This window comes from Maribacter aquimarinus, from assembly GCF_047345505.1.
Classification (GTDB): domain Bacteria; phylum Bacteroidota; class Bacteroidia; order Flavobacteriales; family Flavobacteriaceae; genus Maribacter.
The window spans coordinates 59,693-82,712 of record NZ_JBLFEO010000005.1 but is presented as its reverse complement, the minus strand read 5'-3'; the positions used below and the strand labels follow the sequence as shown (position 1 = coordinate 82,712).

Here is a 23,020-nt window from a genome sequence, read left to right as displayed (position 1 = left end):
TTTTAACTGCCCCGGAGCTTTCTGGCCTCTTCCTCTACCTTGGCGTACCACATCCGGTCTTTGATGTCGTTGCCCATTTTCCGATATTTTTTGGCCTTTTCGGGCCGGTTCATCTTGTCGTGGATGCTGGCAATGGTAAAATAGGCCGGCACGTGCATGTTGTTTATGGCGATGCAGGTTTCCAGTTGGCCTATGGCCTCTTCATAAAAGCCGTCCTTGATCAGGGTCAGTGCGGTCTCGTGCAGTTTTTCTATATCGTCCAGGTCGTGGTTAAGCTGAAGCTTGATCATGTCCTCGGATTTCAGGGTCATGAAGGAACAGGGCACCGTGCGGATCACCTTTTCCGTGACGCTCCCCATGATCAGACGGTTGAGTCCGCTGCGGCCATGGGTGCCCATGACCAAGAGATCGATCTCTTTTTTGGCTATGGTCTTCAAAATTTCCTCCGCGGGCCGGCCCACGGGGCTTTTTTTGCTCCAGGCCACATCGGTAAGGTTAAATTTGGAGAGGAAATCGTCAAACTTTCTTTCGTGCTGTGCCAAACGGCTCTTGTTCTCTTCTTCCCGATCCCGCTCCGTGCCAAACCAAGACGCCGCTTGGGACTCGCATACGGACAAAATGGTCAGGGCCGAGGTAAAGCGCCGGGTCAGCGCCAGGGCATTGGCCAGGGCGCGTTCGGAGGCCTTGGAGAAATCCACCGGGCACAGAATGTGCTTAACGGACAGGGAGGTTCCGGCCTTCATCACAAAAACGGGCTTTTCGCTCTGCTGTATGATGCGTTCCGTGGTGGTGCCCAAATGGGGGTCTGTATGCTGCAGGCCTTCCCCCGATCCGGTTACGATCAGGTTGGCGTTGATCTTGGCGGCCGCCTTTACAACACCGTCATGCGGCGCCCCAAATTCCAAAAGGGGGGTGCCTGCCCTTACGCCGGCCAGGGTGGTGCGCTCGCTGATCTCCGCCAGCTTGTCCTGGGCCATGTCCACCACGTGCTCGCGCACATCATGGTTCACCAGGTCGTTGGGCAAGACGTGCACCGGGACCACCTCTGCCTTAAAGGTCTTGGCCAAGATAAGGGCGGTCTCTTCCAATTGTTTTGCATCGGCACTGAAATCCGTGGCCAGTACAATCTTTTCAAGTAGGGTCATAACGCATTTATTTAAATGGTTTCCAAACAAAGTGCCAAGGCGGGACGGTCTTGCCAAGGGGGAGGTGCTGGGTCTTTGTTTTCTACCAATGGAAAACAATGGCGCTGAGGACCGGTGTTCCCGACAACTTAAAACATAGCAGTCTTAAAATTAGGATAAAATCTTATCATGGCCATACGGAAATGGAATTCTTTTATTGGAATTTTCTTGTTATTTTTAGGGGGCGGCGCGCCCCTTTTGGGGCAAGTGGAATTGGGCGTTGGCCGGTCCCGGTTCCAGGGGGCGGGAGATGCACTTTACGGGGTTTTGCCAGCGCATGGGCCCTGATGGGTTCCCTTTGTTGTTTGATGTGAAAAAACAGCCACAGCTGCGGCCAGCCATATAACCGATCAACCTTTCTGTGGTATGTACTTTAAAAAAACGATCATCGCCCTTACCGGCCTCTTTTTGTGCCTCTTTTTGGTGGTGCACCTTTCCGCCAATGCCATTTTGGTGCTTCCGGAGGAAACGGCGAGGGGCCTCTACAATGCCTATTCCACCGCGCTGCGCGAAAGTCCCCTGATCAAGGTGGTGGCCTATCTGCTCTATCTGTCCATTGTGCTCCACGTGGTCTATGCCCTGGTCATCACCCTAAAAAACAGAAGGGCGAAGCCACAGCGCTATGCCGTGAACCGCCATGGGGAGAACAGCAGCTGGACCTCCCAGAACATGGGGCTCATTGGCACCATGGTGCTGTTGTTCTTGGTGGTGCACCTGGCCAATTTCTGGGCCCGCATTAAATTGGGCATGGGCGACCCCGTGGGCACCGACGTGCAAGGGAACGTGGATGTGTACGATGTTACCTATACCCTGTTCCAAAACATATACTTTGTCCTTTTCTATACCCTGCTCATGATACCGCTTGGATTGCACCTGCACCACGGGCTAAAAAGCGCGTTCAAGACCCTGGGGTTTTATCACCGCCGTGGCCTGCGCATCCTGGCCAAGGTGTCCTTGGTCTATGCCCTGGTCATGGCCGTGGGCTTCGGCGTTATTCCCTTAATCGTTTTTTTAAAATAATATGGCTATGCTCAACGCAAAGATCCCGGAAGGCCCCTTGGAGGAGAAATGGCGCAACTACCAGATCCAGTCGCAGCTCATTAACCCGGCCAACAAAAAGAAGCTGAACGTCATTGTGGTGGGCTCGGGGCTTTCCGGGGCAGGGGCCGCGGCCACCTTGGCGGAACTGGGCTATGACGTGCAGTGCTTCTGCTACCAGGACTCCGCGAGGAGGGCGCATTCCGTGGCCGCCCAAGGGGGCATCAATGCCGCAAAGAACTACCAGCATGACGGGGACAGCGTATGGCGTATGTTCCACGATACCTTGAAGGGGGGCGATTTTAGGTCGCGCGAGGCCAATGTGTACCGCCTGGCGGAGCTTTCCGCCCCGCTCATAGACCACTATGTGCAACAGGGCGTTCCCTTTGCGCGCGAGTACGGGGGCGTATTGGTGAACCGTAGTTTTGGCGGGGTACAGGTGCAGCGCACCTTTTATGCCCGGGGCCAGACCGGACAGCAATTGTTGTTGGCCGCCTATTCCCAATTGTACAAAATGAAACGCGCCAAGAAGGTCACCATGCACGTGCGCCATGAGATGTTGGACCTGGTGCTGGTCAATGGCCGGGCCAAGGGCATCATTGCCAGGGACCTCACCACCGGGGAGCTCAAGCGCTTTGCGGCAGATGCGGTGGTATTGGCCACCGGTGGCTATTCCCGGGTGTTTCGCCTGAGCACCTTGGCCATAGGCTGCAACGGCACCGCCCTCTGGAAGGCCCATAAAAAAGGGGCCTACTTTGCCGCCCCCAGCTTTACCCAGATCCATCCCACGGCACTGCCACAGACCAGTGCCGCCCAGAGCAAGCTCACCCTAATGTCCGAATCCCTCCGGAACGACGGCCGCATCTGGGTGCCCAAGAACAAGGACGATGTCCGAAAGGCCAAGGACATCCCCGAAGCGGAACGCGATTATTACCTGGAGCGGCGCTATCCCAGTTTTGGCAATCTGGCGCCACGGGACATTGCCTCCCGTGCCGCCAAGGAACGCATAGATGCGGGGCACGGCGTGGGCCGTTTAAAGAATGCCGTGTATCTGGATTTTGCCCAGGCCATTGAAAATTTTGGCTTGGAGACCATTAAAGACCGCTATGGCAACCTGTTTAAGATGTACCGCAAGATCACCGGGGTGGATGCCTATACCGAGCCCATGCAGATTTCTCCCGCGGCGCATTTTTCCATGGGCGGACTGTGGGTGGATTATGAGCTGATGACCACCGTGCCGGGGCTCTATGCCATTGGGGAATGCAACTTTTCGGACCACGGGGCCAATAGGCTCGGGGCCAACTCCCTGCTGCAGGCCAGCATAGATGGTTACTTTGTGCTCCCCAATACCATAAACAACTATTTGGCCGGTGCCCTCAAGGAGGCCAACGTTACCACCGATCACCCGGCCTTTGCCCAGGCCGAAACCGAGGTGCGGGAGCACATTGATCGCCTGTTGTCCGTGAACGGTACCCAAACGGTGGACCATTTTCACAGGGAGCTGGGCAAGGTCATGTGGCAGGAATGTGCCATGAGCCGCAATAGGGAAGGACTGCAACGGGCCATAGTGCAGATCGGCGCCATACGGGACCAATTTTGGAAAGACGTAAAGGTCACCGGTGGCCACCAAGAGATGAACACGGAACTGGAAAAGGGCCTGCGCCTGGCCGATTTTCTGGAACTGGGAATTTTAATGTGCACCGACGCCCTGGAGCGGGAAGAGTCCTGCGGGGCCCACTTCAGGGAAGAATACCAAACCGAGGAGGGCGAGGCCATGCGCAGGGACAAGGACTACGCCTATGTCTCCGCCTGGGCCTACGGGGAGGGAAAGTTTACCCTGCACAAGGAACCTTTGGTGTTTGAGAACGTGACCCCAACGGTGCGCAGTTACAAATAAAGAAAACAAGGCAAGCAAAAGCGTAAGGATGAAGGTACACTTTAAGATTTGGAGACAGCAAAATGCCATTGACAAAGGGCGGTTCAAGAGCTATGAGGTAGATGGATTAACGGACGATATGTCCTTTCTGGAAGCCCTGGACCACCTGAACGAACGCTTGGTGCTGCGCAATGAGCCCGTCATTGCCTATGAGTACGATTGCCGTGAGGGCATCTGCGGACAGTGCGGCATCTTTATCAATGGCCGGGCCCATGGGCCGCACGATCACATGACCACCTGCCAATTGCACATGCGCAGTTTTAAGGATGGCGATACCATAACCGTGGAGCCCTGGCGGGCCGCCTCCTTTCCCGTGATCAAGGACCTGGTGGTGGATCGCTCCGCTTTAGACCGTATTGTGGAACACGGTGGCTACATCAGTGCCAAGACCGGCACAGCGGCAGAGGCCAATGCCATTTTGGTGGGCAAGGAAGTGGCCGATAAGGCCATGGATGCCGCGGCCTGCATTGGCTGTGGGGCCTGTGTGGCCACCTGCAAGAACGCATCGGCGGCGCTGTTCACGGCCGCCAAGATCAACCACTTGAACAGTCTGCCCCAAGGAAAACAGGAAGCGGACAAGCGGGTGCTGGAGATGAGTCGCCAAATGGAGTTGGAGGGCTTTGGCAGCTGTACCTTTACCGGGGCCTGTGAGGTGGAATGTCCCGAGGCCATTTCCATAAGCAACATTGCCGAAATGAACGCCCGTAGGGCCAAGGCCAAATGGTTGGGCTAGGGTATCCCGTTTTTTGGCTGATTCCCCTAGTTTTCATCTTTATGGAAAACCATTGCCCTGGGCAACCACTCCATCGTAGTTCCTTGGGTCTGTCTGATGGGGCCATGGCCTTTTTTTTCGGCTTATGGACCTTCACCCGGATACTCGGCTAGGCCATACTTTTAAAAGCCCTTGAAAACCACTAAATTTGAGGTCCTTTTTTTTTAAGGTCGAAAATTATGCTGTACCGGTTAAAGGCCGCTCTGATGAAGCATTGGGGGGCCATACTGTTTTTTTATGGGTTGATGCCCTCTTTGGGCACCGCACAGGAGTCCGTCCCTTCCTTTATGTTTGCCTTGGACGCGCAGGAATTTTATGAAGGGCCCAAGGACAGAACCAAGGCCGCGGCCTTGATCGCCGAGGCCCAGCAAACGGCAACGGACCGTGCCCGCCAGCAGGTGCGCTATTGGAACGCCGCCTACCCTTCTTACCGCTGGCACCAGGCCATGGTAACCGCGGGCCAGCGTACCAAAGGGCACAAGAACGGGGGGCGCATGGCCATTTTGCACCTGGCCGTTCACGATGCCATGGCGGCGGTATGGGAGTATAAACAACAACACCCGCGCTCCGCACCCTACCAAGATATGGAGGAAGTGCAGCTTTGGGCAGCGGAGGCGTCCTATTCCCCCGCGATCTGTGAATATGCGGCCACGGCTGCGGCGGCACACCGCGTCATTTCCCATTATTTCCCCGCACAGAAAGCCTATTTGGATGGTCTCCTGGAGGAGTTTAAAAAAGCCCGATTGCTCACCGGACTGCAATATCCGGCCGATATTGATGCCGGCCTGCGCATTGGTGAAGCCATGGCCCAAAAGTACCTGGAATACGCCAAGACGGACCGCACCGATGCCATCTGGACGGGAAGCTTGCCCAAGGACCCCAATCTTTGGAGCGGTACGCCCAGCAAATGGGACCCGATGAAGCGCCAATGGAAGCCCTTTACCTTGGAACGGGAAGATCAGTTTAGGCCCGGCCCCCCACCGGCCGATTGGAGCGCCGAAATGGAAGAGCTGCGGGAGTTCAACCGAAACAACCAGATCAGCGAAATAGCTTGGAAGTGGCGGTCCCAGCCCGTTTGGGACCTGTTGTTGGAACGCAAGATCATGGCGTATGGTCTGGACGCCTTTGCCGCCGCACGGGCCAGTGCCCTTTTCCATGTGGCCCGTTTTGATGCCACCATTGCCGCGTGGGACGGCAAGTACCACTATTGGGGCATACGCCCGTTTCAGTACGATCCCGACTTTAAGCCCATTTTGGTGGACACGCCCAATTTTCCCGGTTATCCCGCGGGGCATACCACCGTGGCCGGGGCCCTGGCCGCTGCGCTGTCCCATCTCTTTCCCTTGGATGCGGACCATTTCCAGGAGTTGGCCCTGGAGTGCTCGGAGTCGCGCTTTGAGGGTGGGGTGCATTTTAGGACGGACAACGAGGTGGGCCTGGACGTGGGTGCAGAGGTGGGCAAGCACGTTATTGAGCACTTTAGGGGGCTGTGACACAGGTGTGGCCCCAAGCCAAGGACAAGGCCGTTCGCTACCACATTTCCCTTCGAAGATTTTTACACAGACGGGGTTTCCGCTAAAAGGGGATAAAAGGATTTTTTTGGTGCGCGGGCTTCGCCTTGTTTCGGTGATGGTTGACTTTGGAGCATTTTACTGCTCTTTGTGCTGCCCAAGGGGGTGTTTTGTAAAAAGGGGGGGGGGTATCCCCATTTTCTTCAGGAAATCAGCTAAAAAAATTGGGTGAACAGCTCATTTTTAAATGGGAAAGGGTCTTGGTCCGATGTGGGTCTTATTCGGTTAAAACGCCATATTTCCATTTTTTATGGTCGATGGTGAGAGGTGTATGGCCTGGCCGCCTGGATCATTTTGTGCGATGCCCACGATCGGCGGGCCACGGTTTGGTGCTTCCCCATTGCGGTACCGAATTAATGTGCTAATTTAATGGCTTACAAAAAAGAAGGAATGGGCAAGTCGAATACAGCATTGTTCGGTGCTTTCAACGGGGTCTCCGCCAAGGCTTGGAAGCAGAAAATCCAGGTGGACCTCAAGGGCGCCGATTACAACGGGACCTTGGTCTGGGAATCGGCCGAGGGCATCAAGGTAAAGCCCTTTTACCACGCGGACGATCCCTTGGAGGGCCATTGTGGGTGTCCCTTTGTAACCCATACGCCCCAGATGGCGCAGCATATCTATGCCGGCAGGGCGGATATGGCCAACAAAAACGCAAAAAAGGCGTTGCAGCGCGGGGCGGAAGCCCTTCATTTCCTCGTTCCCAAAGAGGAGGTTTCCTTTGCGGAGCTGCTGGCAGGCATCGACCTTGAAACAACAAGGGTGCACTTGCAGCTCCCCTTTCTTTCCGCCGCCCATATAAAATCGGCCTTGCGGGTGGCATCGACCCATACATCATCCCTTTACTTCCATTTGGATCCTGTGGGGCATTTGGCACGTACCGGCACGCCGTTCATCGACCTAAAAAAAGATATGGATGAAGTGCACGGACTGCTGGGCAGCGGGGCCGCCCATCTGTTGTCGGTGGATGTGTCCCTCTACGAAAATGCCGGGGCCCATAAAGCACAGCAGTTGGGCTACGCCATGGCCCACGCCAATGAATACCTGAACCAGCTGAACGAGAAAGGGAGCCTGGGGCAACTGGAGAGTTTGTCCTTTAAGGTGAGCGTGGGAGGCAATTATTTTTTTGAAATGGCCAAGCTCCGTGCCCTTAGGCTGCTCTGGGCCAGTTTAACCCAGGCCTACGGTATTTCGGTGCCCTGCCATATCTTGGCCTATCCCACCAAGCGAAACAAAACGGTGTACGGGTACAATGTGAACATGCTGCGCACCACCACCGAATGTATGAGCGCCCTTTTGGGAGGTGCGGACACGGTGATGAACACGCCCTATGATGCCCTTTACCACAAAAGCAATGAATTTGGGGAGCGCATTGCCCTGAACCAGTTGCTGCTCTTGCGGGAAGAGGCCCATTTTGGTAAAGTGTCCAATGCCGCGGATGGTGCGTACTATGTGGAGCGACTTACCGAGCAATTGGCCCAGCAGGGTCTGGAACTGTTGAAAATGGTGGAGCGGGGAGGGGGCTTTCTAAAACAATTGAAAGACGGCACCCTACAGAAAAAAATACGCGAGAGCGCCCAAAAGGAACAGCGGGCCTTTGATGCCGGGGAACACGTTTTGGTGGGCACCAACCACTACCAGAGCGGGGAAGACCGGATGAAGGACGAGCTGCAACTGTACCCCTTTGCCAAGACCAAGGCCAGGAAGACCACGATCGAGCCCATTTTGGAAAAACGCCTGGCGGAAGCCCTGGAACAAAAAAGACTGGAAGATGAGCAGAAAAAACCTTGATCGGCTGCAACTTGTCCACCATAAGGGACGGCCGCTGCCACCGAGTGAAAAGGGGCGGGAAGCCACCTATGTGACCGCAGAGGGCATAGCCCTTAAGGACCACTACACGGAAGAGGACACTGCCGGGGCGGAACACTTGGACTTTGTGGCCGGGCTGCCGCCCTATTTGCGCGGGCCCTACAGCACCATGTACGTGCGTAGGCCCTGGACCATTAGGCAGTACGCGGGCTTTAGCACGGCAGAGGAGAGCAACGCCTTTTACCGCCGCAATCTAAAAGCGGGGCAAAAAGGCCTTTCCGTGGCGTTTGACCTGCCCACCCACCGGGGGTACGACAGTGATCATGACCGCGTGGTGGGCGATGTGGGCAAGGCCGGGGTGGCCATAGACTCCGTGGAGGACATGAAGCTGCTCTTTGATGGCATTCCGCTGGACAAGATGTCCGTCTCCATGACCATGAACGGAGCGGTGCTGCCCATTATGGCCTTTTACATTGTGGCCGCCCAGGAGCAGGGCGTTTCCCAAGAGCAGTTGGCCGGCACCATACAGAACGATATCCTCAAGGAGTTCATGGTGCGCAATACCTACATCTACCCGCCCAAGCCCTCCATGCAGCTGGTGGCCGATATCTTTGAATACACGAGCAGGCACATGCCAAAATTTAACAGCATTAGCATATCTGGCTATCACATGCACGAGGCCGGAGCGCCCGCACAGATGGAATTGGCCTATACCCTGGCCGACGGATTGGAATACATACGGACGGGGCTCAAGGCGGGACTCAAAATAGATGATTTTGCACCGCGGCTCTCGTTTTTCTGGGGCATTGGCATGCACCATTTTATGGAAGTGGCCAAGTTGCGGGCGGGCCGGATGCTATGGGCCAAATTGGTGCAGGGCTTTGGGCCCAAGAACCCCAAGTCCATGGCGCTGCGCACCCACAGCCAGACCAGTGGCTGGAGCCTTACCGAGCAAGATCCCTTTAACAATGTGGCCCGTACCACCATAGAGGCGGCGGCCGCGGTTTTTGGCGGCACCCAGAGCCTGCATACCAACGCCCTGGACGAGGCCATTGCCCTGCCCACCGATTTTTCGGCGCGGATCGCCCGGGAAACCCAACTTTACCTGCAGCAAGAGACCATGATCACCAAAACGGTAGATCCCTGGGCAGGCAGTCACTTTGTGGAACGGCTTACCCAAGAGCTGGCGGAGAAGGCCTGGGAGCTCATGGAGGAAGTGGAGGAACTGGGCGGCATGACCAAGGCCATTGAGGCAGGCATCCCCAAGATGCGCATAGAGGAGGCCGCCGCCCGGAAACAGGCCCGGATAGACAGCGCCCAGGACGTGATCGTGGGCATTAACAAATATCGTCTGGAACAAGAGGACGAGCTGCAGATATTGGAAGTGGACAACCAGGCCGTGCGCAAGGGGCAGATGGCACGTTTGGCCACCCTTAAAAAAACACGGGACGGCCAAGCGGTGGAAAATAGCCTTAGGGCGCTTACCGAGGCCGCAAAAAGAAAGATGAAAGGCCAGGGAAGTGCAGACAATTTGTTAGCTTTAGCCGTGACCGCGGCCAAGGCCAGGGCCACTTTGGGAGAGATCAGTGATGCCCTGGAAGTTGCTTTTGGGCGCCACAAGGCCACTATAAATTCATTTACGGGAGTGTATTCTAAAGAAATAAAAGAGGATGCCGATTTTAAGCGGGCCCGCGAACTCGCGGACGATTTTGCGGCGGTGGACGGAAGGCGGCCGCGCATCATGATCGCCAAAATGGGACAGGACGGGCATGACCGTGGGGCCAAGGTGGTGGCCACCGGCTATGCGGATATTGGTTTTGATGTGGACATAGGTCCACTGTTCCAGACCCCGGAAGAAGCGGCAAAGCAGGCGGTGGAGAACGACGTGCACATCTTGGGCGTCTCTTCACTTGCGGCAGGGCACAAGACCCTGGTACCGGCCGTGATCAAGGAATTGCAGCGCTACGGCCGCGAGGACATTATGGTGATCGTGGGCGGGGTGGTGCCCAAGCAGGATTATGATTTCTTGTTGGATGCCGGTGCCGTGGCCATTTTTGGCCCCGGGACCAAGATCAGTGCCGCGGCCATTACGGTATTGGAGCTGTTGCTGGCGGAATAACGCCATTCCCCAAAACAGTCTAGCTAAAGGGTGCAACCCGGATGGTGTATTGGACTTCAATAATGGAATTTTTAATGATGGATCTGGGTTTAATGCCATTTCACAATTGAAAACAAGCCGATAAATGGTTTCTTTTTACGCCCTTCTTCAAACTAAAAATAAGCCGTAGCTCGGCTATGCCTGATTTTTCTTTTTCGCAGGCCAAAAAAATAATTCCATTTCTATGGCTGCATTTCAAACGAGAACTGGTATAGGGTTTGGGGCCTTACCGATGGGCCAAGTGGGGTAACGGCCCCGCTCGGTGCCGCGTGATGCCGCGCTTCCCTAAAAGACAAAAAAGGCTCAGCGGTGCACCGCTGAGCCTTTTTTTTTTTTGGTTTTGTCTGGCCGTTAGGCGGTGGCGATTTCCGCCTCCGTGTTCGGCTTTCTGTTTTTCATCCAGAAATAAAGAATGGTGAAAAGGATAATGAGAAGGCCGGGAAAGAGGGTCATCGTTTCCAGGGTGGCCTGGCCCGATACCAGCTCCAGTTCATCGCCGGTAAGGCCTTGCTCCATCGCTTCGGCCCTGTCCGAGTCAATCCAACCGCCAATGATGCGCTGAAAAATGGAAGTGGAAAACATCCCTATGGCCCCAATAATGGACATCCCAAGGGCACCGCTCTTGGGCACTTTTGTGGCCACCAAGCCGATCATATTGGGCCAGAAATAGGCAATTCCCAGCGCAAAGACCACTGCCGCCACATAAGCCATTGCGCCAGTCTGCGTGCTGAACAGGTAGATACCAATGGTGGCCAGGATGGCCGAACCTAGCAGCACCCCGGTTTGATCGAAACGCGCCACCATACTGCCCCCAAAATAACGGGCCACTGCCATTAATCCAGCCGTCAAAGCCAGTACCAGCATGGGCTGTGCCCCACTTTTGGATAGGATGAGGCCCACCCATTGGTTGGGGCCAAATTCTGAAATGGCGGTAAGGGACATGCAAATGGCAATGAACAGGAAGAGCGGGGTGATCATGGCTTTGAAGTTGCCCTCCAGCGTGGCCGCTTCCTGTACTTTGGCCTTGGGCCAGTGCTGGCCCCAGAAGAGGTAGGCATAAATGAAGGTGGGGATGAGCAGCAACCACATTTGGGTGCGGCCCAGGATTTCAAAGTCGGTCATGAAACCGGACAGGAGACTGCCAATGGCAATGCCACCGGGGAACCACATGTGGAAGCGGTTCATCATGGTGCTCATTCGGTTGCCCTCGTAGGCGTCCGCAATCATGGGGTTGCAGGCCGCCTCCGTGCACCCATTGCCCAGGCCTATGAGCAAGTTGGCCAAAAGTAGCAAAACATAACTCCCTGAATATATGAGCAGAATGATGCCCACGGCATGGGCAAAAAAGGCAAATTGCATAATGGCCTTACCGCCCACTTTATGGTAGATGAGGCCGCCTATGACCATGGAGATGGGAAAGCCCGCAAACCACATAGAGGTAATGAGGCCCGCTTGACTTGCCGTGAGCTCCAATTCCGTTATGAGTTGGTCCAAGATGCCCGCTGCAATGGCAAAGGAAAAGGCCGTGGTGATCAGGGCAAAACAGCTTCCGTAGAACAAGCGGTTTGCGTTTACTTTGGAATGTTCCATAAGATCTTCTTTTAAATTGATTTTGGTTGAAGCGCTAATCTAATAAAAATGAAATTATTTTTCGTGTTTTTTGGTTAAATCCCATACATTGGTGGTCATGGGTAACAAAATGATATCCTTTTGTAGGCCTTAAGTGTCAATAAGGCATAGCTAACCCTTTAAAAAACAATAAGATGAGATGGGAATTTGTATGGAGTGCCCTGCTTCTCCTGGCAGCCTGTAAAACTGAGAATGCCGCCAAGGAAGAAGTGGCCGATAACAAAACGCAAAAAGTGGCCCCTATGGCGGACAATGATCCGGAGGTCAAATTGGCGGACTTGGACATTGCGCTCCGCGACCAAGGTACTCCCGTGGCCAATTACGTGCACGCGGTGCAAGCCGGGAACCTGTTGTTTTTGGCCGGCAAGGGGCCCCGGCAGGCCAATGGTGAGAACATTGTGGGTAAGCTGGGTGCGGACCTCACGGTGGAAGAAGGGTATGCCGCCGCACGCGAAACGGCGATCAATCAGTTGTCCGTGCTCAAGGCCCAACTGGGCAATCTGGATCGTGTAAAGCGGGTGGTAAAGGTAAAAGGTATGGTGAACGCCGTACCCGAGTTCACCGACCATTCCAAGGTGATCAATGGGTACAGTGACCTGATGGTGGCCGTCTTTGGCGACGCCGGAAAACACGCCAGGGCCGCCGTGGGCATGGGTTCCCTGCCCGGAAATATGGCCGTGGAGGTAGAGATGGTGGTGGAGCTTTGGGATGTGGCACCTTGAGAGATGTTGGTAGCCCCACAGCTGTCGTTTCCCGGGCCGTAGGCTCCAAAATCCAAAGTAGGGGAGCTTCGGGGGTATGGCATCCGTTGTACTTTTAGGTTTGGGACACAACAAAAGATAATCATCAACGCGCTAGTTAAAAATTACGTTGATTTACCAAACCCATAAACGTACCGTTTAAAAGGGTTCAGTAATGATCGAAGCCCTGTGGGCCATGGGTGGCGTACCTATTTTTCTTGACAGGCGCTCCTTTTTTCGGAACAAACTGTTCCCATTCTGGTTCCTTCCACTGAAAAAGGGAAGGAACACGGACCGAAAATGAGCTCTTAAAAGTAGTGCCCCTTGGGGTTACACTTGTGGGGATGCCTATTTTAAGTCTGTGCGCCTTAGGATAAGTTCATGCGCTCAAAGAGTGACATCCAGTGCAGGGTTAAAAAAAGTAGCCTCGGTAACCCCGAGACTTCGGGGGAAGGTGCATCCGAAAAAAAAAGTAGCCTCGGCAAGAATCGAACTTGCATCTAAAGTTTAGGAAACTTCTATTCTATCCATTGAACTACGAGGCCCAAATGCTTCCCTGTTACTGGGCCAAAGGGGCCCAGACAATGAAAGCGCTGGCAAATTTAGCAATACTTTTTCATTTGCAAAGGCAACGCTGCAGTTTTTAGCCGTTTTCCACACCCCGTGCCCGGTCTTGCCCCCTGGTGTGGAACGGGTCTTGCTTTGGGTGTTTTTTACGGGTAGCGGGCATTTGTGTTGTTGGTGTTCCTATTTACTTTCCCTGGGACGCACAGCTTGGGCCCAGCCAATGCTCTCCTTACCATCCTCAATGGAAAGACTTTTCTTAATGTTACCATAGGGCGGGCTTGTTAACACCAAAACCAAAGGATGTTGTGGCTGCCAATGGCGATGGGTTGGCCCAAGGAAATGGTTTCTTTTGGATGGGGGGTATTGCCACAGGTTGAAAAAGCGGGGACATTCGCCAGTTTTCACATGTGCGGAAGTCTGCTGCCCATGCTGCTCAACTTTTTGGCCCTGCAATGGTTGTTATGTTTAATGGAAGTTCTATATTTGCACCCGCTTTGGAGATTTGGTGGTCCAGATTTTTGCCAGGGCAGAAGAAAAAGAATTAATAACCGGGGTCGGGCACCCTACAAATTAATGTGATATGCCAGTTAAGATTAGATTACAGAGACACGGAAAAAAAGGAAAACCATTTTACTGGGTCGTTGCCGCAGATGCAAGGGCCAAGCGAGATGGTAAATTTTTGGAGAAGTTGGGCATCTATGACCCCAACACCAATCCGGCCACCATTGAGCTCAATGTGGATGGCGCGGTACAGTGGTTAAAACACGGGGCCCAGCCCACCGATACGGCCAGGAAGATACTCTCTTACAAAGGAGCCCTGTTAAAGCACCACCTGATGGGAGGCGTGCAAAAGGGCGCATTGACCGAGGAACAGGCCGAAGAGAAATTCAACGCTTGGGTCAGTGAGAAGGAAGCGGCCATCCAGGCCAAGCGGGATGGTCTGAGCAAGGAAGATGCCGAGGCCAGGTCCAAGGCGCTTGCCGCCGAGAAGGAAGTGAACGAAAAGCGTGCCGCTGAGGCCGCTGCCGCTGCCGCCCCCGAAGTGGAAGAGGCCCAGGAGCCCGAAGCCACCGATATTGTGGTGGAAACCCCGGACACCCCGCAGCCCGATGCCGCCAATGAAGATGCCACTCCCGTGGCCCCCGTGAAGGAAGAAGCGGAGATCAAGGCAGACGAGACCGCCGCCGAAGCCCCATCCGTGGAGGAGGTGATCGAAAAGACCGACGAGGAGGTGAAGCCTGCCGATACCGGTAGCAAAGAATAAGGAGAACGGCCATGCGCAAGGAAGATTGTTTCTACCTGGGCAAAGTGGTCTCCAAATACAGTTTCAAGGGAGAGGTACTGGTTAAGCTGGATACCGATGACCCCGAGGCTTACGAAAATATGGAATCAGTGTTTGTTTCTTTGGGAAACAACCTGGTTCCATTTTTTATTGACCGCTGCCGCCTGCACAAATCCAACCTTTTGCGCATCGATTTTGAAAAGGTGAAGACCGAAGCGGAGGCCGATCGCATCATGGGCGCCACCCTCCATCTTCCCCTGTCCATGCTTCCCAAGCTCAGCGGCAACCAGTTTTATTACCATGAGGTCATAGGCTTCTCCGTGATCGATGCCGTTCACGGCAACATAGGCACCGTGCAAAGCGTGAACGACAGTACCGCCCAAGCCCTCTTTGAAGTCCAAAAGGAGAACAAACAGCTCCTGATCCCCATTAATGACGAGATCGTAACCAAGGTAAACCGAGATGCGAAGACCATAACCGTGACCACCCCCGAGGGCCTGGTGTCCTTGTATTTGGAATAGCAGGGAGTTGAATCCAAGGTGTTTTGATTATCAAGTGCGAAGCAGTCGGTTGTTTGAATTTTTTCTCCATTACCAACTTCCCACTTCTAATTTCTAACTTCTCACTTCTAAAATCTAACATCTAAAAACTTCTTCCCTCACGGTTCCAGCACGTAATGCAGTTGGCCCGCCCCAACAAGGTCGTTGTGGTCCACAAAAAAGCGGGGAAGTTTGTTGTTGCCCCCCAGGGTAATGTGCTTTATGGTTCCTTGGCCCTCCTTGCTGATCACCAATTTTTCCCGGGGGTAGTAAGTGGTGTCCAAATGAACGGTGATCTTGTCAAAGCTGGGTGTGGTCAGGGCATAGACCGGGTTGCCGGGGTGTATGGGGTACAGGCCCATCATGGAGAAAACGGCCCAGGCGCTCATGGTTCCGGTATCGTCGTTGCCCGGGAGCCCTTCGGGCACGTTTTGGTAGTATTTGTCAAGGAGCGATGCCACTTTTTCTTGGGTTTTGTGCTCTTGGCCCTTGACGTAGTTGAAGAGGTAGGGGTACATGATGTCGGGCTCGTTGGCCATATCGTACTGTCCGGTCTCGAACACCGTTTCCAATTGTTTTATAAAGGGCCCTTTTCCGCCCATGAGTTTTATGAGTCCCGGGATGTCATGGGGCACCATAAAGGTGTATTGCCAGGCATTGCCCTCTATGAAGCCCAGGTTTTTGGCAAAATTGGCGCCATCGTTGGGGTCATAGGGGCTCACCCAACTGCCGTCGTCGTTCTTGGGGCGCAGAAGGTTCAACCTTTTGTCGAACAATTTTCTATAGGAGAGGGACCGTTCCTGAAAACGTTTTGCGTCTTCTTTCTTTCCCAGGGCCTTGGCCAATTGCGCAATGGCATTGTCGGTAATGTTGTATTCCTGGGTGGTGGATACCGATCCGCTGTTGGTGGTGGCCGTGGTGAGGTAGCCTTTGGAGATATAGTCCTTTATGCCCGGCCGCAGTGGGTTATTTTCCAATTGGTCCGCGCTCTTCACCATGGCCGCGTAGGCCTTTTCCACGTCAAAGTCCCGGATGCCCTTTAGATAGGTGTCTGCCAAGATGATGCCCGCGGGATCGCCCACCATGGTGGTGGTCTCGGTGGCGTTCAGTTCCCATTTGGGCAGCCAGCCAGACTCGTCGTAAATGCGCAGCATGCTGTTGATCATGTTGCGCTGTTGCGCGGGGTAGGCCAGGGTCATCAGTTGGTGCATGTTGCGGTAGGTGTCCCAAAGGGAAAAGACCGTGTAGCGGGTGCCATCCGTTTTCAGGGTCTCCCGCGTTTTCATCTTGGGGTACTCCCCGTTGGCATCGTTCAAGGTGCTGGGGTGGATCATGGTGTGGTAGAGGGCGGTATAGAATTTGGTCTTGTCGGCCACTGTGCCCCCCTCCACTTCGATCTGGGCCAAATGTTGGTTCCATTCCGCCCTTGCGGCCTCCACCAAATCGTCAAAACTTCGGTTGTCCGTTTCCCTTTCCAGGTTTTCCCGCGCATTTTCAATGCTCACATAAGAAACCCCCACCCGCATTTCCACCTTTGTCGGGGTCTCAAAGTCGTAGCGCATGTACGTGCCAATGCTGTCGCCCGCCACTTCCTGCCTAAAGCCTTCCTTTATTTGGGTTTTACCATTGTAGGCGGCCATCCATTGGGCCTCCACGCCCTTGTGTTCGGGCTGTTTTTTCCACACCCCGTATTCCGTTGCGGGCTCCGAGAACCGGGCCACAAAATAGACCGGGTAGGCCTCTTCGGGCTTGTAGTAGCAAAACGAGCCCACGGTGCGCATGCCCTCGATTTCGGTGGGCGATACAATGCGGGTGCGCGCGCCCTGCTCATTGGTTAGGCCCAGCCCAAGATTTATGAGAATGTTGGCCTCCCCTTTTGGGAAGCTGTATTGGCTCACGCCCGTTCGGGTGGTGGCCGTGGTGGCCACCGAGATGTTGTATTTGTCCAGGGTAGTGCCATAATAGCCGGGCTTGGCCACGGCCTTGGAGTAAGTGGACCCGTACAGGAGATGGTCCGTTTCAAGGGCGCCGGTGGTGGGCATGGCCAAGATCACGCCCAGTTCCGGACACCCCACCCCACTGAGGTTCACATGGCTAAAACCGGTAAGGAAGGTGTTCTCATGCACATAGGGGGTAGAGAGCCACCTGCTGTCTTTCTCAAAGGGCATGTTCGCGGGCCCGGCCACATTGAAGGGAGACACGCTCACCATACCGCGCACCGCGGTGGGACCGGGATTGGTGGTGCCGTAGTTGCTGGTGCCAATGAAGGGGTTCACGTATTGGGTATAGTCTTCCTGTGCTTCGCGCTGTGCCTGTAAGGGCGGTACAATGGTACAGAGCAGCAGCAGTAGGGTGCCAAATGGAACATGCCGTGTTTTCATGGGGAATGGGTGTTTTTTTGGTCTGATGTTGCTTTGGTGGACACCAACCAATGTTCAGAACGAAAATAAGGGAGTTGGGGGGATTCACCATCAATGCGCCAATGTTTTTTTGGGCGGATGGCCGGTTGCGATGCTTTTGATTTTTTTTCTCTGGGACGCCCTGATGCCCAGGGGGGTGCCGGGGTGCAGGTTTTGGTTGGGGCATCGTGGCACCTGTCTTGCCGGCAAACTGAAGAAATGGTAAAATCACCTGGTTTTGGTTAAGGGGTGTGCAGCTCATCGACCTTAAATGGCGCTACATCTTAAACAAAAGTTGTTATTGTATGCCGATTTCGTATTTTTAGCGGATGACAGGGAAGGAATGCCATAAAGAGCAACGGGGCGCCAAAAAGTTCCGAACAGGGTTGAAACGATGTCTTGCCCCATTTTTTATCGGGTGCATGGGCATTGGGGGCCTGATCTTTGGTTGTAAGGAGGGGGCACCGCGATCGTCAGAGATGGCCCTCCAGACCACCGACAGGGAACTGCCCGAGGTGGTGAGCTTCACCAATCATGTGAAGCCCTTGCTCTCCGATCGTTGTTTCAAGTGCCACGGGCCGGACAAGAATGCCATTGAGGGCGATCTTTCCCTGCACACGGCCCAGGAGGCCTACAAGGCCCTTGGTAAATTAAAGGACCGCCACGCCATTGTGCCCAAGGATCCGGGGAACAGTACCTTGGTGGAACGTATTTACAGTGAAGACCCCAATCTACAGATGCCGCCCCCGGAGGCCAATTTGGCCCTGACCGATCATGAGCGCGCCCTCCTGAAAAAATGGGTGGCCCAGGGGGCCGAATATGAGACCCATTGGGCCTTTGTGCCCCCAGAACCACAAGCCATACCGGAGACCAAGGGCCAATGGGGCAGCAATGCCATTGATGCCTTTGTGCTCAAAAAATTGGAAGACCACGGCATGGCCCCCAGTGCACGGGCAAGCAAGGAAAAACTACTGAGAAGGGTGTCTTTTGACCTTACCGGCCTGCCCCCTTCCATGGCGCTTATGGAGCAATTTTTGCAAGACAGCTCCCCGCGGGCCTATGAAAAGGTCATAGACCGTCTCTTGGCCACCAAGGACCACGCCGAGCACATGGCCGCGGAATGGATGGACATTTCCCGCTATGCGGACACCCACGGCTACCAGGACGATTTTGAGCGCACCATGTGGCCCTGGCGGGACTGGGTCATCCATGCCTTCGATAAGAACATGCCCTACGATGCCTTTGTTACCTACCAATTGGCGGGCGATCTGCTGCCCAATGCCAATTTGGAACAGATCTTGGCCACGGGCTTTAACCGCAACCACAAGATCACGGCAGAGGGCGGGGTGATCCCGGAGGAGTACCGAACCGAATACGTGGCCGATCGTACCCAGACCCTGGGCATTGCCTTTTTGGGCCTTACCTTGGAGTGCGCCCGTTGCCACGACCACAAATACGATCCCATTAGTCAGGAAGAACATTTTGAGTTCTTCAGTTTTTTCAACACCATCCCGGAAAAGGGGCTTCTCTCCAGCGCAACGGAAATTCCCGAGCCTTATGTCATGGTTTCGGAGAAGGATGCCCAAGGCGTGCTGCACTTCATCAACATGCAAAATAGTCCCACCGAAGAGGTGCCCGTGATGGTGATGAAGGAAATGGAAACGCCCAGAAAAACCTTCTTGCTAGATCGCGGGGCCTACGATCGGCCCACGGTGGAGGTCTTCCCCAAGACCCCCGAATCCATTTTGCCCTACAAGGAGGAGTATCCAAAAAACCGTTTGGGCCTTGCCCAATGGTTGTTTTCAGAGGACAACCCCCTGACCGCCCGGGTGGCGGTGAACCGCTTGTGGCAGCGTATGTTCGGCACGGGCATTGTGAGCAGCACCTATGATTTTGGCAATCAGGGCGCCCTGCCCACGCATCCGGAGTTGTTGGATTTCCTGGCCCTGAAACTACGGGACGAGGGCTGGGACATGGACGGGATGCTAAAGTTCATGGCGCTCTCCGAGACCTACCGGCAACGGGCGCAGATCAGTCCGGAAATGCTGGAAATGGATTCCGAGAACAAATTGCTGGCCAGAGCGCCGAGATTGCGCCTATCGGCAGAGATGATCCGTGATCAGGCACTGGCCGTGAGCGGACTGCTCAACAAGGAAGTGGGCGGGCCCAGCGTAAAACCCTACCAGCCAGAGGGCATTTGGGAGGAGACCACGGGTGGCGGTGGCGGCAGTACGGCATCTTACGTGCAGGGCACCGGCGGGGACCTGTACCGCAAGAGCCTTTACACCTTCTGGAAACGCACCGTGCCCCCGCCCAGTATGATGACCTTTGACGCCGCTTCCCGGGACCTGTGCACCGTAAAGCGCCAGGAGACCAACACGCCCTTGCAGGCCTTGGTGCTCATGAACGATCCCCAGATGATCGAGGCGGCAAGGGCCATGGCCTACCACACCCAAAAGGCCAAAGGTGGGTCCTTGAAAGAACAGATAGCCCACATGTTCCGGTTGGCCACCAGCAGATTGCCCAACGAACGGGAGCTGCAGAGCCTGTTGGAATACCATGATGCGATGCTGGCACAGGTACGTCAGGGCGACGTGGATGCCGAGGCCTACCTAAGCATTGGGGCCTTTGAGGTGGGCAAGGAGGTGGATAAGGCGCAAATGGCCGCCTTGGCCCTGACCTCCCATACCATATTGAACTTGGACGAAACCATTACAAGAGGATAGGCATGAGCGAAAAGAAGATAGTACAAGACCGATCCTTGATCCTGAACCGTAGGGCCTTTTTGGAAAAGTCTGCCCTTGGCGTGGGCGGGGTGGCCCTGGCCTCCCTTTTGGGGGTGAGCTGCTTTCGTGAGGGCAAGAGTGGCCTCCTTACGCCCCATACCGGTGCGGGCGGCGTAAAGGGAATTTTGAACGCCCTGCACCATCCGGCCAAGGTAAAGAGGGTAATCTACCTGTTTCAGAGCGGTGGCCCTTCCCAATTTGAACTGTTCGATCACAAGCCCCTGCTGAACCAAAGAAGGGGAGAAGACCTTCCGGAATCCGTGAGAAAGGGACAGCGGCTCACGGGAATGACCTCCGGGCAGAGCAGCTTTCCCTTGGTGGGCTCCCAATTCAATTTTCAACGGCACGGCAAGAGCGGGGCCTGGATCAGTGACCTCTTGCCCCATACCGCCAAAATGGCCGATGATATCTGCATCATAAAATCCATGTACACCGAGGCGATCAACCACGATCCCGCCGTGACCTTTTTCCAGACCGGCTCACAACAGCCCGGAAGGCCCAGTATTGGCTCCTGGTTAAGCTATGGCCTGGGTAGCGAGAACGACAACCTGCCCTCCTTTACCGTTCTGTTGTCCCGAGGTTCGGGCAGGCCCAACGGACAGCCCCTCTACACCCGCCTTTGGGGCAATGGCTTTCTACATTCGCTGCACCAAGGGGTGCAGTTCAGGGCGGCCAAGGACCCGGTGCTCTACCTTAACGATCCCGAGGGCACCGGTAAGAAGACCAAGCGGGCCATGCTGGACCAACTGGCCCAGCTCAATGATGAGCACTACCAGCAGTCCGGTGATCCGGAGATACAGAGCCGCATTGCCCAATATGAAATGGCCTACAGGATGCAGACCTCCGTGCCCGAGGTGATGAACACCGACAAGGAGCCGGACTACATCTATAAAATGTACGGGGCAGATGCCAAGATACCGGGCACTTACGCCGCCAACTGTTTGTTGGCCAGAAGGCTGGCAGAGCAAAATGTGCGCTTTATACAACTTTACCACATGGGCTGGGACCAGCATGACAACCTGCCCAATGCCATTGAAAAACAGGCCAAGGATGTGGATCAGGCCTCTGCGGCCCTCATTGCGGACCTCAAGCAACGCGGCATGTTGGAAGACACCTTGGTGGTTTGGGGCGGTGAGTTTGGCCGCACCAACTATTCGCAGGGGCTGTTGACGGATACCAACTACGGCAGGGACCACCACCCCCGGTGCTTTACCATCTGGATGGCCGGCGGGGGCATAAAGCCCGGAATGGTCTATGGCGAAACCGATGATTTTGGCTATAACATTGTAAAGAACCCCGTGCACGTGCATGATTTCCAAGCCACCATGCTGCACCAATTGGGCATTGACCATGAAAAGCTGGTGTACAAATACCAAGGCAGGCGCTTTAGGCTCACCGATGTGGAAGGGCACGTGGTCAAGGACATTTTGGTGTAAAACGCTCCAAGGATTCCTTCTTTTGGAGGGGGCGTTGCCCATGGCGCACCAATGCACGGGACAAAACGGATAAATGGAAAGAAGAAAATTCATAAAAAAAACGGCCATAGGTTCCGCTGGCTTTTTGGCCTCCGGTTCGGTCATGGGGCACCTTGCCCAGTACAAGGACACCATTATTGGGCACAATGACCATCGGTATCGCATAGACATGGGCTGGGGCGCCCTGAACGCCCAGCAATATCCGGTGAACGATTGCCATGAGATGGTTCAGGATTCCAAGGGAAGGATCTTGTTGCTCACCAACCACACCAAGAACAATGTCATTGTCTATGACAAGAGCGGTAAGTTGATCGAGGTGTGGGGCACGGAATACCCGGGCGCCCACGGCCTTACCCTAAAGGTGGAGGGCGGTGAGGATTTTCTCTATATTTCGGACAATGCGCGCCACGAGGTGATCAAGACCACCGTGAAGGGCAAGGTGGTACAGGTCTTTCCCTATCCCGAGGCCTCTGGCAAATACAAGGGCAAGGACAGTTATGTTCCCACGGAAACCGCCATTGCGGACAACGGCGATGTCTATGTGGCCGATGGATATGGCGAACAGTACATCCTGCACTACAGCAGCAAGGGCGAGCTCCTCAATGTTTTTGGCGGAAAGGGCAATGGCGAAGCCCAGTTCCAAAACGCCCACGGCATCTGTATTGACGATCGCGGCAACGGTGCCCCCACCTTGCTCATCACCGCGCGGCAACAGAACCGCTTAAAAAGATTTTCCCTCAGCGGGGATTTCATTGCCTCCCATCACTTTCCCGGGGCCTTCATTTGCCGGCCGGTCATAGACGGGGAATGTGTCTATCTGGCCACCATATGGAGCAACAATGGCGAAGAGGGAAGTGGCTTCATTTCCATACTGGACAAGGACAATAACTTGATATCCGCTCCAGGGGGCTGTGCCCCAAAATACGGCGAAGGCGGTTTGAACAAGATGTACCAGGCCCTGTCCATTTTTACCCATCCGCACGATGTTTGTGTAGATGAGGATGAAAACCTGTATGTGGCCCAGTGGAACTCCGGAAAGACCTATCCCATAAAATTAGTGCGCACATGAGGGGTTTTTTCTGTTTGTTTGGGTCGATATTGCTCCTGGGCTGCCAGCCCATGGATAAAACGGAGTACC

15 protein-coding genes and 1 tRNA gene are annotated in these 23,020 nt (G+C 54.7%); 12 read left to right on the top strand and 4 right to left on the bottom strand.

The window, feature by feature from the left end; genetic code table 11:
* Positions 1-2 precede the first annotated feature (2 nt).
* A complete protein-coding gene (locus tag ACKWCC_RS05145) occupies positions 3-1,145 on the bottom strand; it encodes a universal stress protein (protein ID WP_413994844.1) in 1,143 nt (380 codons plus the stop codon).
* A gap of 405 nt (positions 1,146-1,550) precedes the next feature.
* Between ACKWCC_RS05145 and ACKWCC_RS05140 the strand changes: the two genes are divergently transcribed.
* From ACKWCC_RS05140 to scpA, 6 genes are all read left to right on the top strand, one after another.
* Positions 1,551-2,204 carry a succinate dehydrogenase cytochrome b subunit gene (locus tag ACKWCC_RS05140; RefSeq protein ID WP_413994843.1) on the top strand — a complete coding sequence of 218 codons (654 nt, stop codon included), beginning with the start codon at positions 1,551-1,553 and terminating at the stop codon, positions 2,202-2,204.
* Between the two features lie 7 nt (positions 2,205-2,211).
* Complete coding sequence (locus tag ACKWCC_RS05135) at positions 2,212-4,119, top strand: fumarate reductase/succinate dehydrogenase flavoprotein subunit (RefSeq protein WP_413994842.1); 1,908 nt, start codon at positions 2,212-2,214, stop codon at positions 4,117-4,119.
* 28 nt (positions 4,120-4,147) lie between these two features.
* Entirely contained in the window at positions 4,148-4,891 is a 744-nt protein-coding gene (locus ACKWCC_RS05130) for a succinate dehydrogenase/fumarate reductase iron-sulfur subunit (protein ID WP_413994841.1), read from the top strand.
* Positions 4,892-5,136: 245 nt separating this feature from the next.
* Complete coding sequence (locus ACKWCC_RS05125) at positions 5,137-6,423, top strand: vanadium-dependent haloperoxidase (RefSeq protein ID WP_413994840.1); 1,287 nt, start codon at positions 5,137-5,139, stop codon at positions 6,421-6,423.
* 468 nt (positions 6,424-6,891) lie between these two features.
* Positions 6,892-8,289 carry a methylmalonyl-CoA mutase subunit beta gene (locus ACKWCC_RS05120; RefSeq protein WP_413994839.1) on the top strand — a complete coding sequence of 466 codons (1,398 nt, stop codon included), beginning with the start codon at positions 6,892-6,894 and terminating at the stop codon, positions 8,287-8,289.
* A complete protein-coding gene (gene scpA / locus ACKWCC_RS05115; protein ID WP_413994838.1) occupies positions 8,270-10,426 on the top strand; it encodes a methylmalonyl-CoA mutase in 2,157 nt (718 codons plus the stop codon). The genes ACKWCC_RS05120 and scpA overlap by 20 nt, the downstream gene beginning before the upstream one ends.
* A gap of 390 nt (positions 10,427-10,816) precedes the next feature.
* On the opposite strand, the gene ACKWCC_RS05110 is transcribed toward scpA, so the two are convergent.
* Positions 10,817-12,055, bottom strand: a complete 1,239-nt coding sequence (locus ACKWCC_RS05110; RefSeq protein ID WP_413994837.1) for an MFS transporter — start codon at positions 12,053-12,055, stop codon at positions 10,817-10,819.
* A 173-nt stretch (positions 12,056-12,228) separates the two neighbouring features.
* On the opposite strand from ACKWCC_RS05110, the gene ACKWCC_RS05105 reads away from it, so the two are divergent.
* On the top strand, positions 12,229-12,816 hold the full coding sequence (locus ACKWCC_RS05105) for a RidA family protein (RefSeq protein WP_413994836.1): 588 nt from the start codon (positions 12,229-12,231) through the stop codon (positions 12,814-12,816).
* A gap of 491 nt (positions 12,817-13,307) precedes the next feature.
* Here the strand turns inward: ACKWCC_RS05105 and ACKWCC_RS05100 are convergent.
* A tRNA-Arg gene (locus ACKWCC_RS05100) sits at positions 13,308-13,379 on the bottom strand.
* Positions 13,380-13,981: 602 nt separating this feature from the next.
* On the opposite strand from ACKWCC_RS05100, the gene ACKWCC_RS05095 reads away from it, so the two are divergent.
* Both ACKWCC_RS05095 and rimM read left to right on the top strand, forming a co-directional pair.
* Entirely contained in the window at positions 13,982-14,665 is a 684-nt protein-coding gene (locus ACKWCC_RS05095; protein ID WP_413994835.1) for a 30S ribosomal protein S16, read from the top strand.
* Between the two features lie 11 nt (positions 14,666-14,676).
* Positions 14,677-15,204, top strand: a complete 528-nt coding sequence (rimM, locus tag ACKWCC_RS05090; RefSeq protein WP_413994834.1) for a ribosome maturation factor RimM — start codon at positions 14,677-14,679, stop codon at positions 15,202-15,204.
* A gap of 137 nt (positions 15,205-15,341) precedes the next feature.
* Here the strand turns inward: rimM and ACKWCC_RS05085 are convergent, their stop codons facing one another.
* Positions 15,342-17,603 (bottom strand): GH92 family glycosyl hydrolase, encoded by a 2,262-nt coding sequence (locus ACKWCC_RS05085; protein ID WP_413994833.1) that lies wholly within the window; start codon positions 17,601-17,603, stop codon positions 15,342-15,344.
* A gap of 404 nt (positions 17,604-18,007) precedes the next feature.
* Here ACKWCC_RS05085 and ACKWCC_RS05080 point away from each other — a divergent pair, with 404 nt between their 5' ends.
* The 3 genes from ACKWCC_RS05080 to ACKWCC_RS05070 all read left to right on the top strand — a co-directional run bounded on the left by ACKWCC_RS05080 (position 18,008) and on the right by ACKWCC_RS05070 (position 22,951).
* Entirely contained in the window at positions 18,008-20,347 is a 2,340-nt protein-coding gene (locus ACKWCC_RS05080) for a PSD1 and planctomycete cytochrome C domain-containing protein (protein WP_413994832.1), read from the top strand.
* Positions 20,348-20,349: 2 nt separating this feature from the next.
* Complete coding sequence (locus ACKWCC_RS05075) at positions 20,350-21,843, top strand: DUF1501 domain-containing protein (protein ID WP_413994831.1); 1,494 nt, start codon at positions 20,350-20,352, stop codon at positions 21,841-21,843.
* Between the two features lie 73 nt (positions 21,844-21,916).
* Positions 21,917-22,951: an NHL repeat-containing protein gene (locus tag ACKWCC_RS05070; RefSeq protein WP_413994830.1), complete on the top strand. Its 1,035-nt coding sequence runs from the start codon at positions 21,917-21,919 to the stop codon at positions 22,949-22,951.
* The last annotated feature ends 69 nt before the right edge of the window (positions 22,952-23,020 follow it).

Coding starts and splice junctions, on each gene's coding strand:
- ACKWCC_RS05085 (WP_413994833.1), bottom strand. CDS start 17,603: ATGAAAACACGGCATGTTCCATTTGGCACCCTACTGCTGCTGCTCTGT.
- ACKWCC_RS05125 (WP_413994840.1), top strand. CDS start 5,137: ATGAAGCATTGGGGGGCCATACTGTTTTTTTATGGGTTGATGCCCTCT.
- ACKWCC_RS05145 (WP_413994844.1), bottom strand. CDS start 1,145: ATGACCCTACTTGAAAAGATTGTACTGGCCACGGATTTCAGTGCCGAT.
- ACKWCC_RS05140 (WP_413994843.1), top strand. CDS start 1,551: ATGTACTTTAAAAAAACGATCATCGCCCTTACCGGCCTCTTTTTGTGC.
- ACKWCC_RS05070 (WP_413994830.1), top strand. CDS start 21,917: ATGGAAAGAAGAAAATTCATAAAAAAAACGGCCATAGGTTCCGCTGGC.
- ACKWCC_RS05120 (WP_413994839.1), top strand. CDS start 6,892: ATGGGCAAGTCGAATACAGCATTGTTCGGTGCTTTCAACGGGGTCTCC.
- ACKWCC_RS05130 (WP_413994841.1), top strand. CDS start 4,148: ATGAAGGTACACTTTAAGATTTGGAGACAGCAAAATGCCATTGACAAA.
- ACKWCC_RS05135 (WP_413994842.1), top strand. CDS start 2,212: ATGCTCAACGCAAAGATCCCGGAAGGCCCCTTGGAGGAGAAATGGCGC.
- ACKWCC_RS05095 (WP_413994835.1), top strand. CDS start 13,982: ATGCCAGTTAAGATTAGATTACAGAGACACGGAAAAAAAGGAAAACCA.
- ACKWCC_RS05075 (WP_413994831.1), top strand. CDS start 20,350: ATGAGCGAAAAGAAGATAGTACAAGACCGATCCTTGATCCTGAACCGT.
- rimM (WP_413994834.1), top strand. CDS start 14,677: ATGCGCAAGGAAGATTGTTTCTACCTGGGCAAAGTGGTCTCCAAATAC.
- ACKWCC_RS05105 (WP_413994836.1), top strand. CDS start 12,229: ATGAGATGGGAATTTGTATGGAGTGCCCTGCTTCTCCTGGCAGCCTGT.
- scpA (WP_413994838.1), top strand. CDS start 8,270: ATGAGCAGAAAAAACCTTGATCGGCTGCAACTTGTCCACCATAAGGGA.
- ACKWCC_RS05110 (WP_413994837.1), bottom strand. CDS start 12,055: ATGGAACATTCCAAAGTAAACGCAAACCGCTTGTTCTACGGAAGCTGT.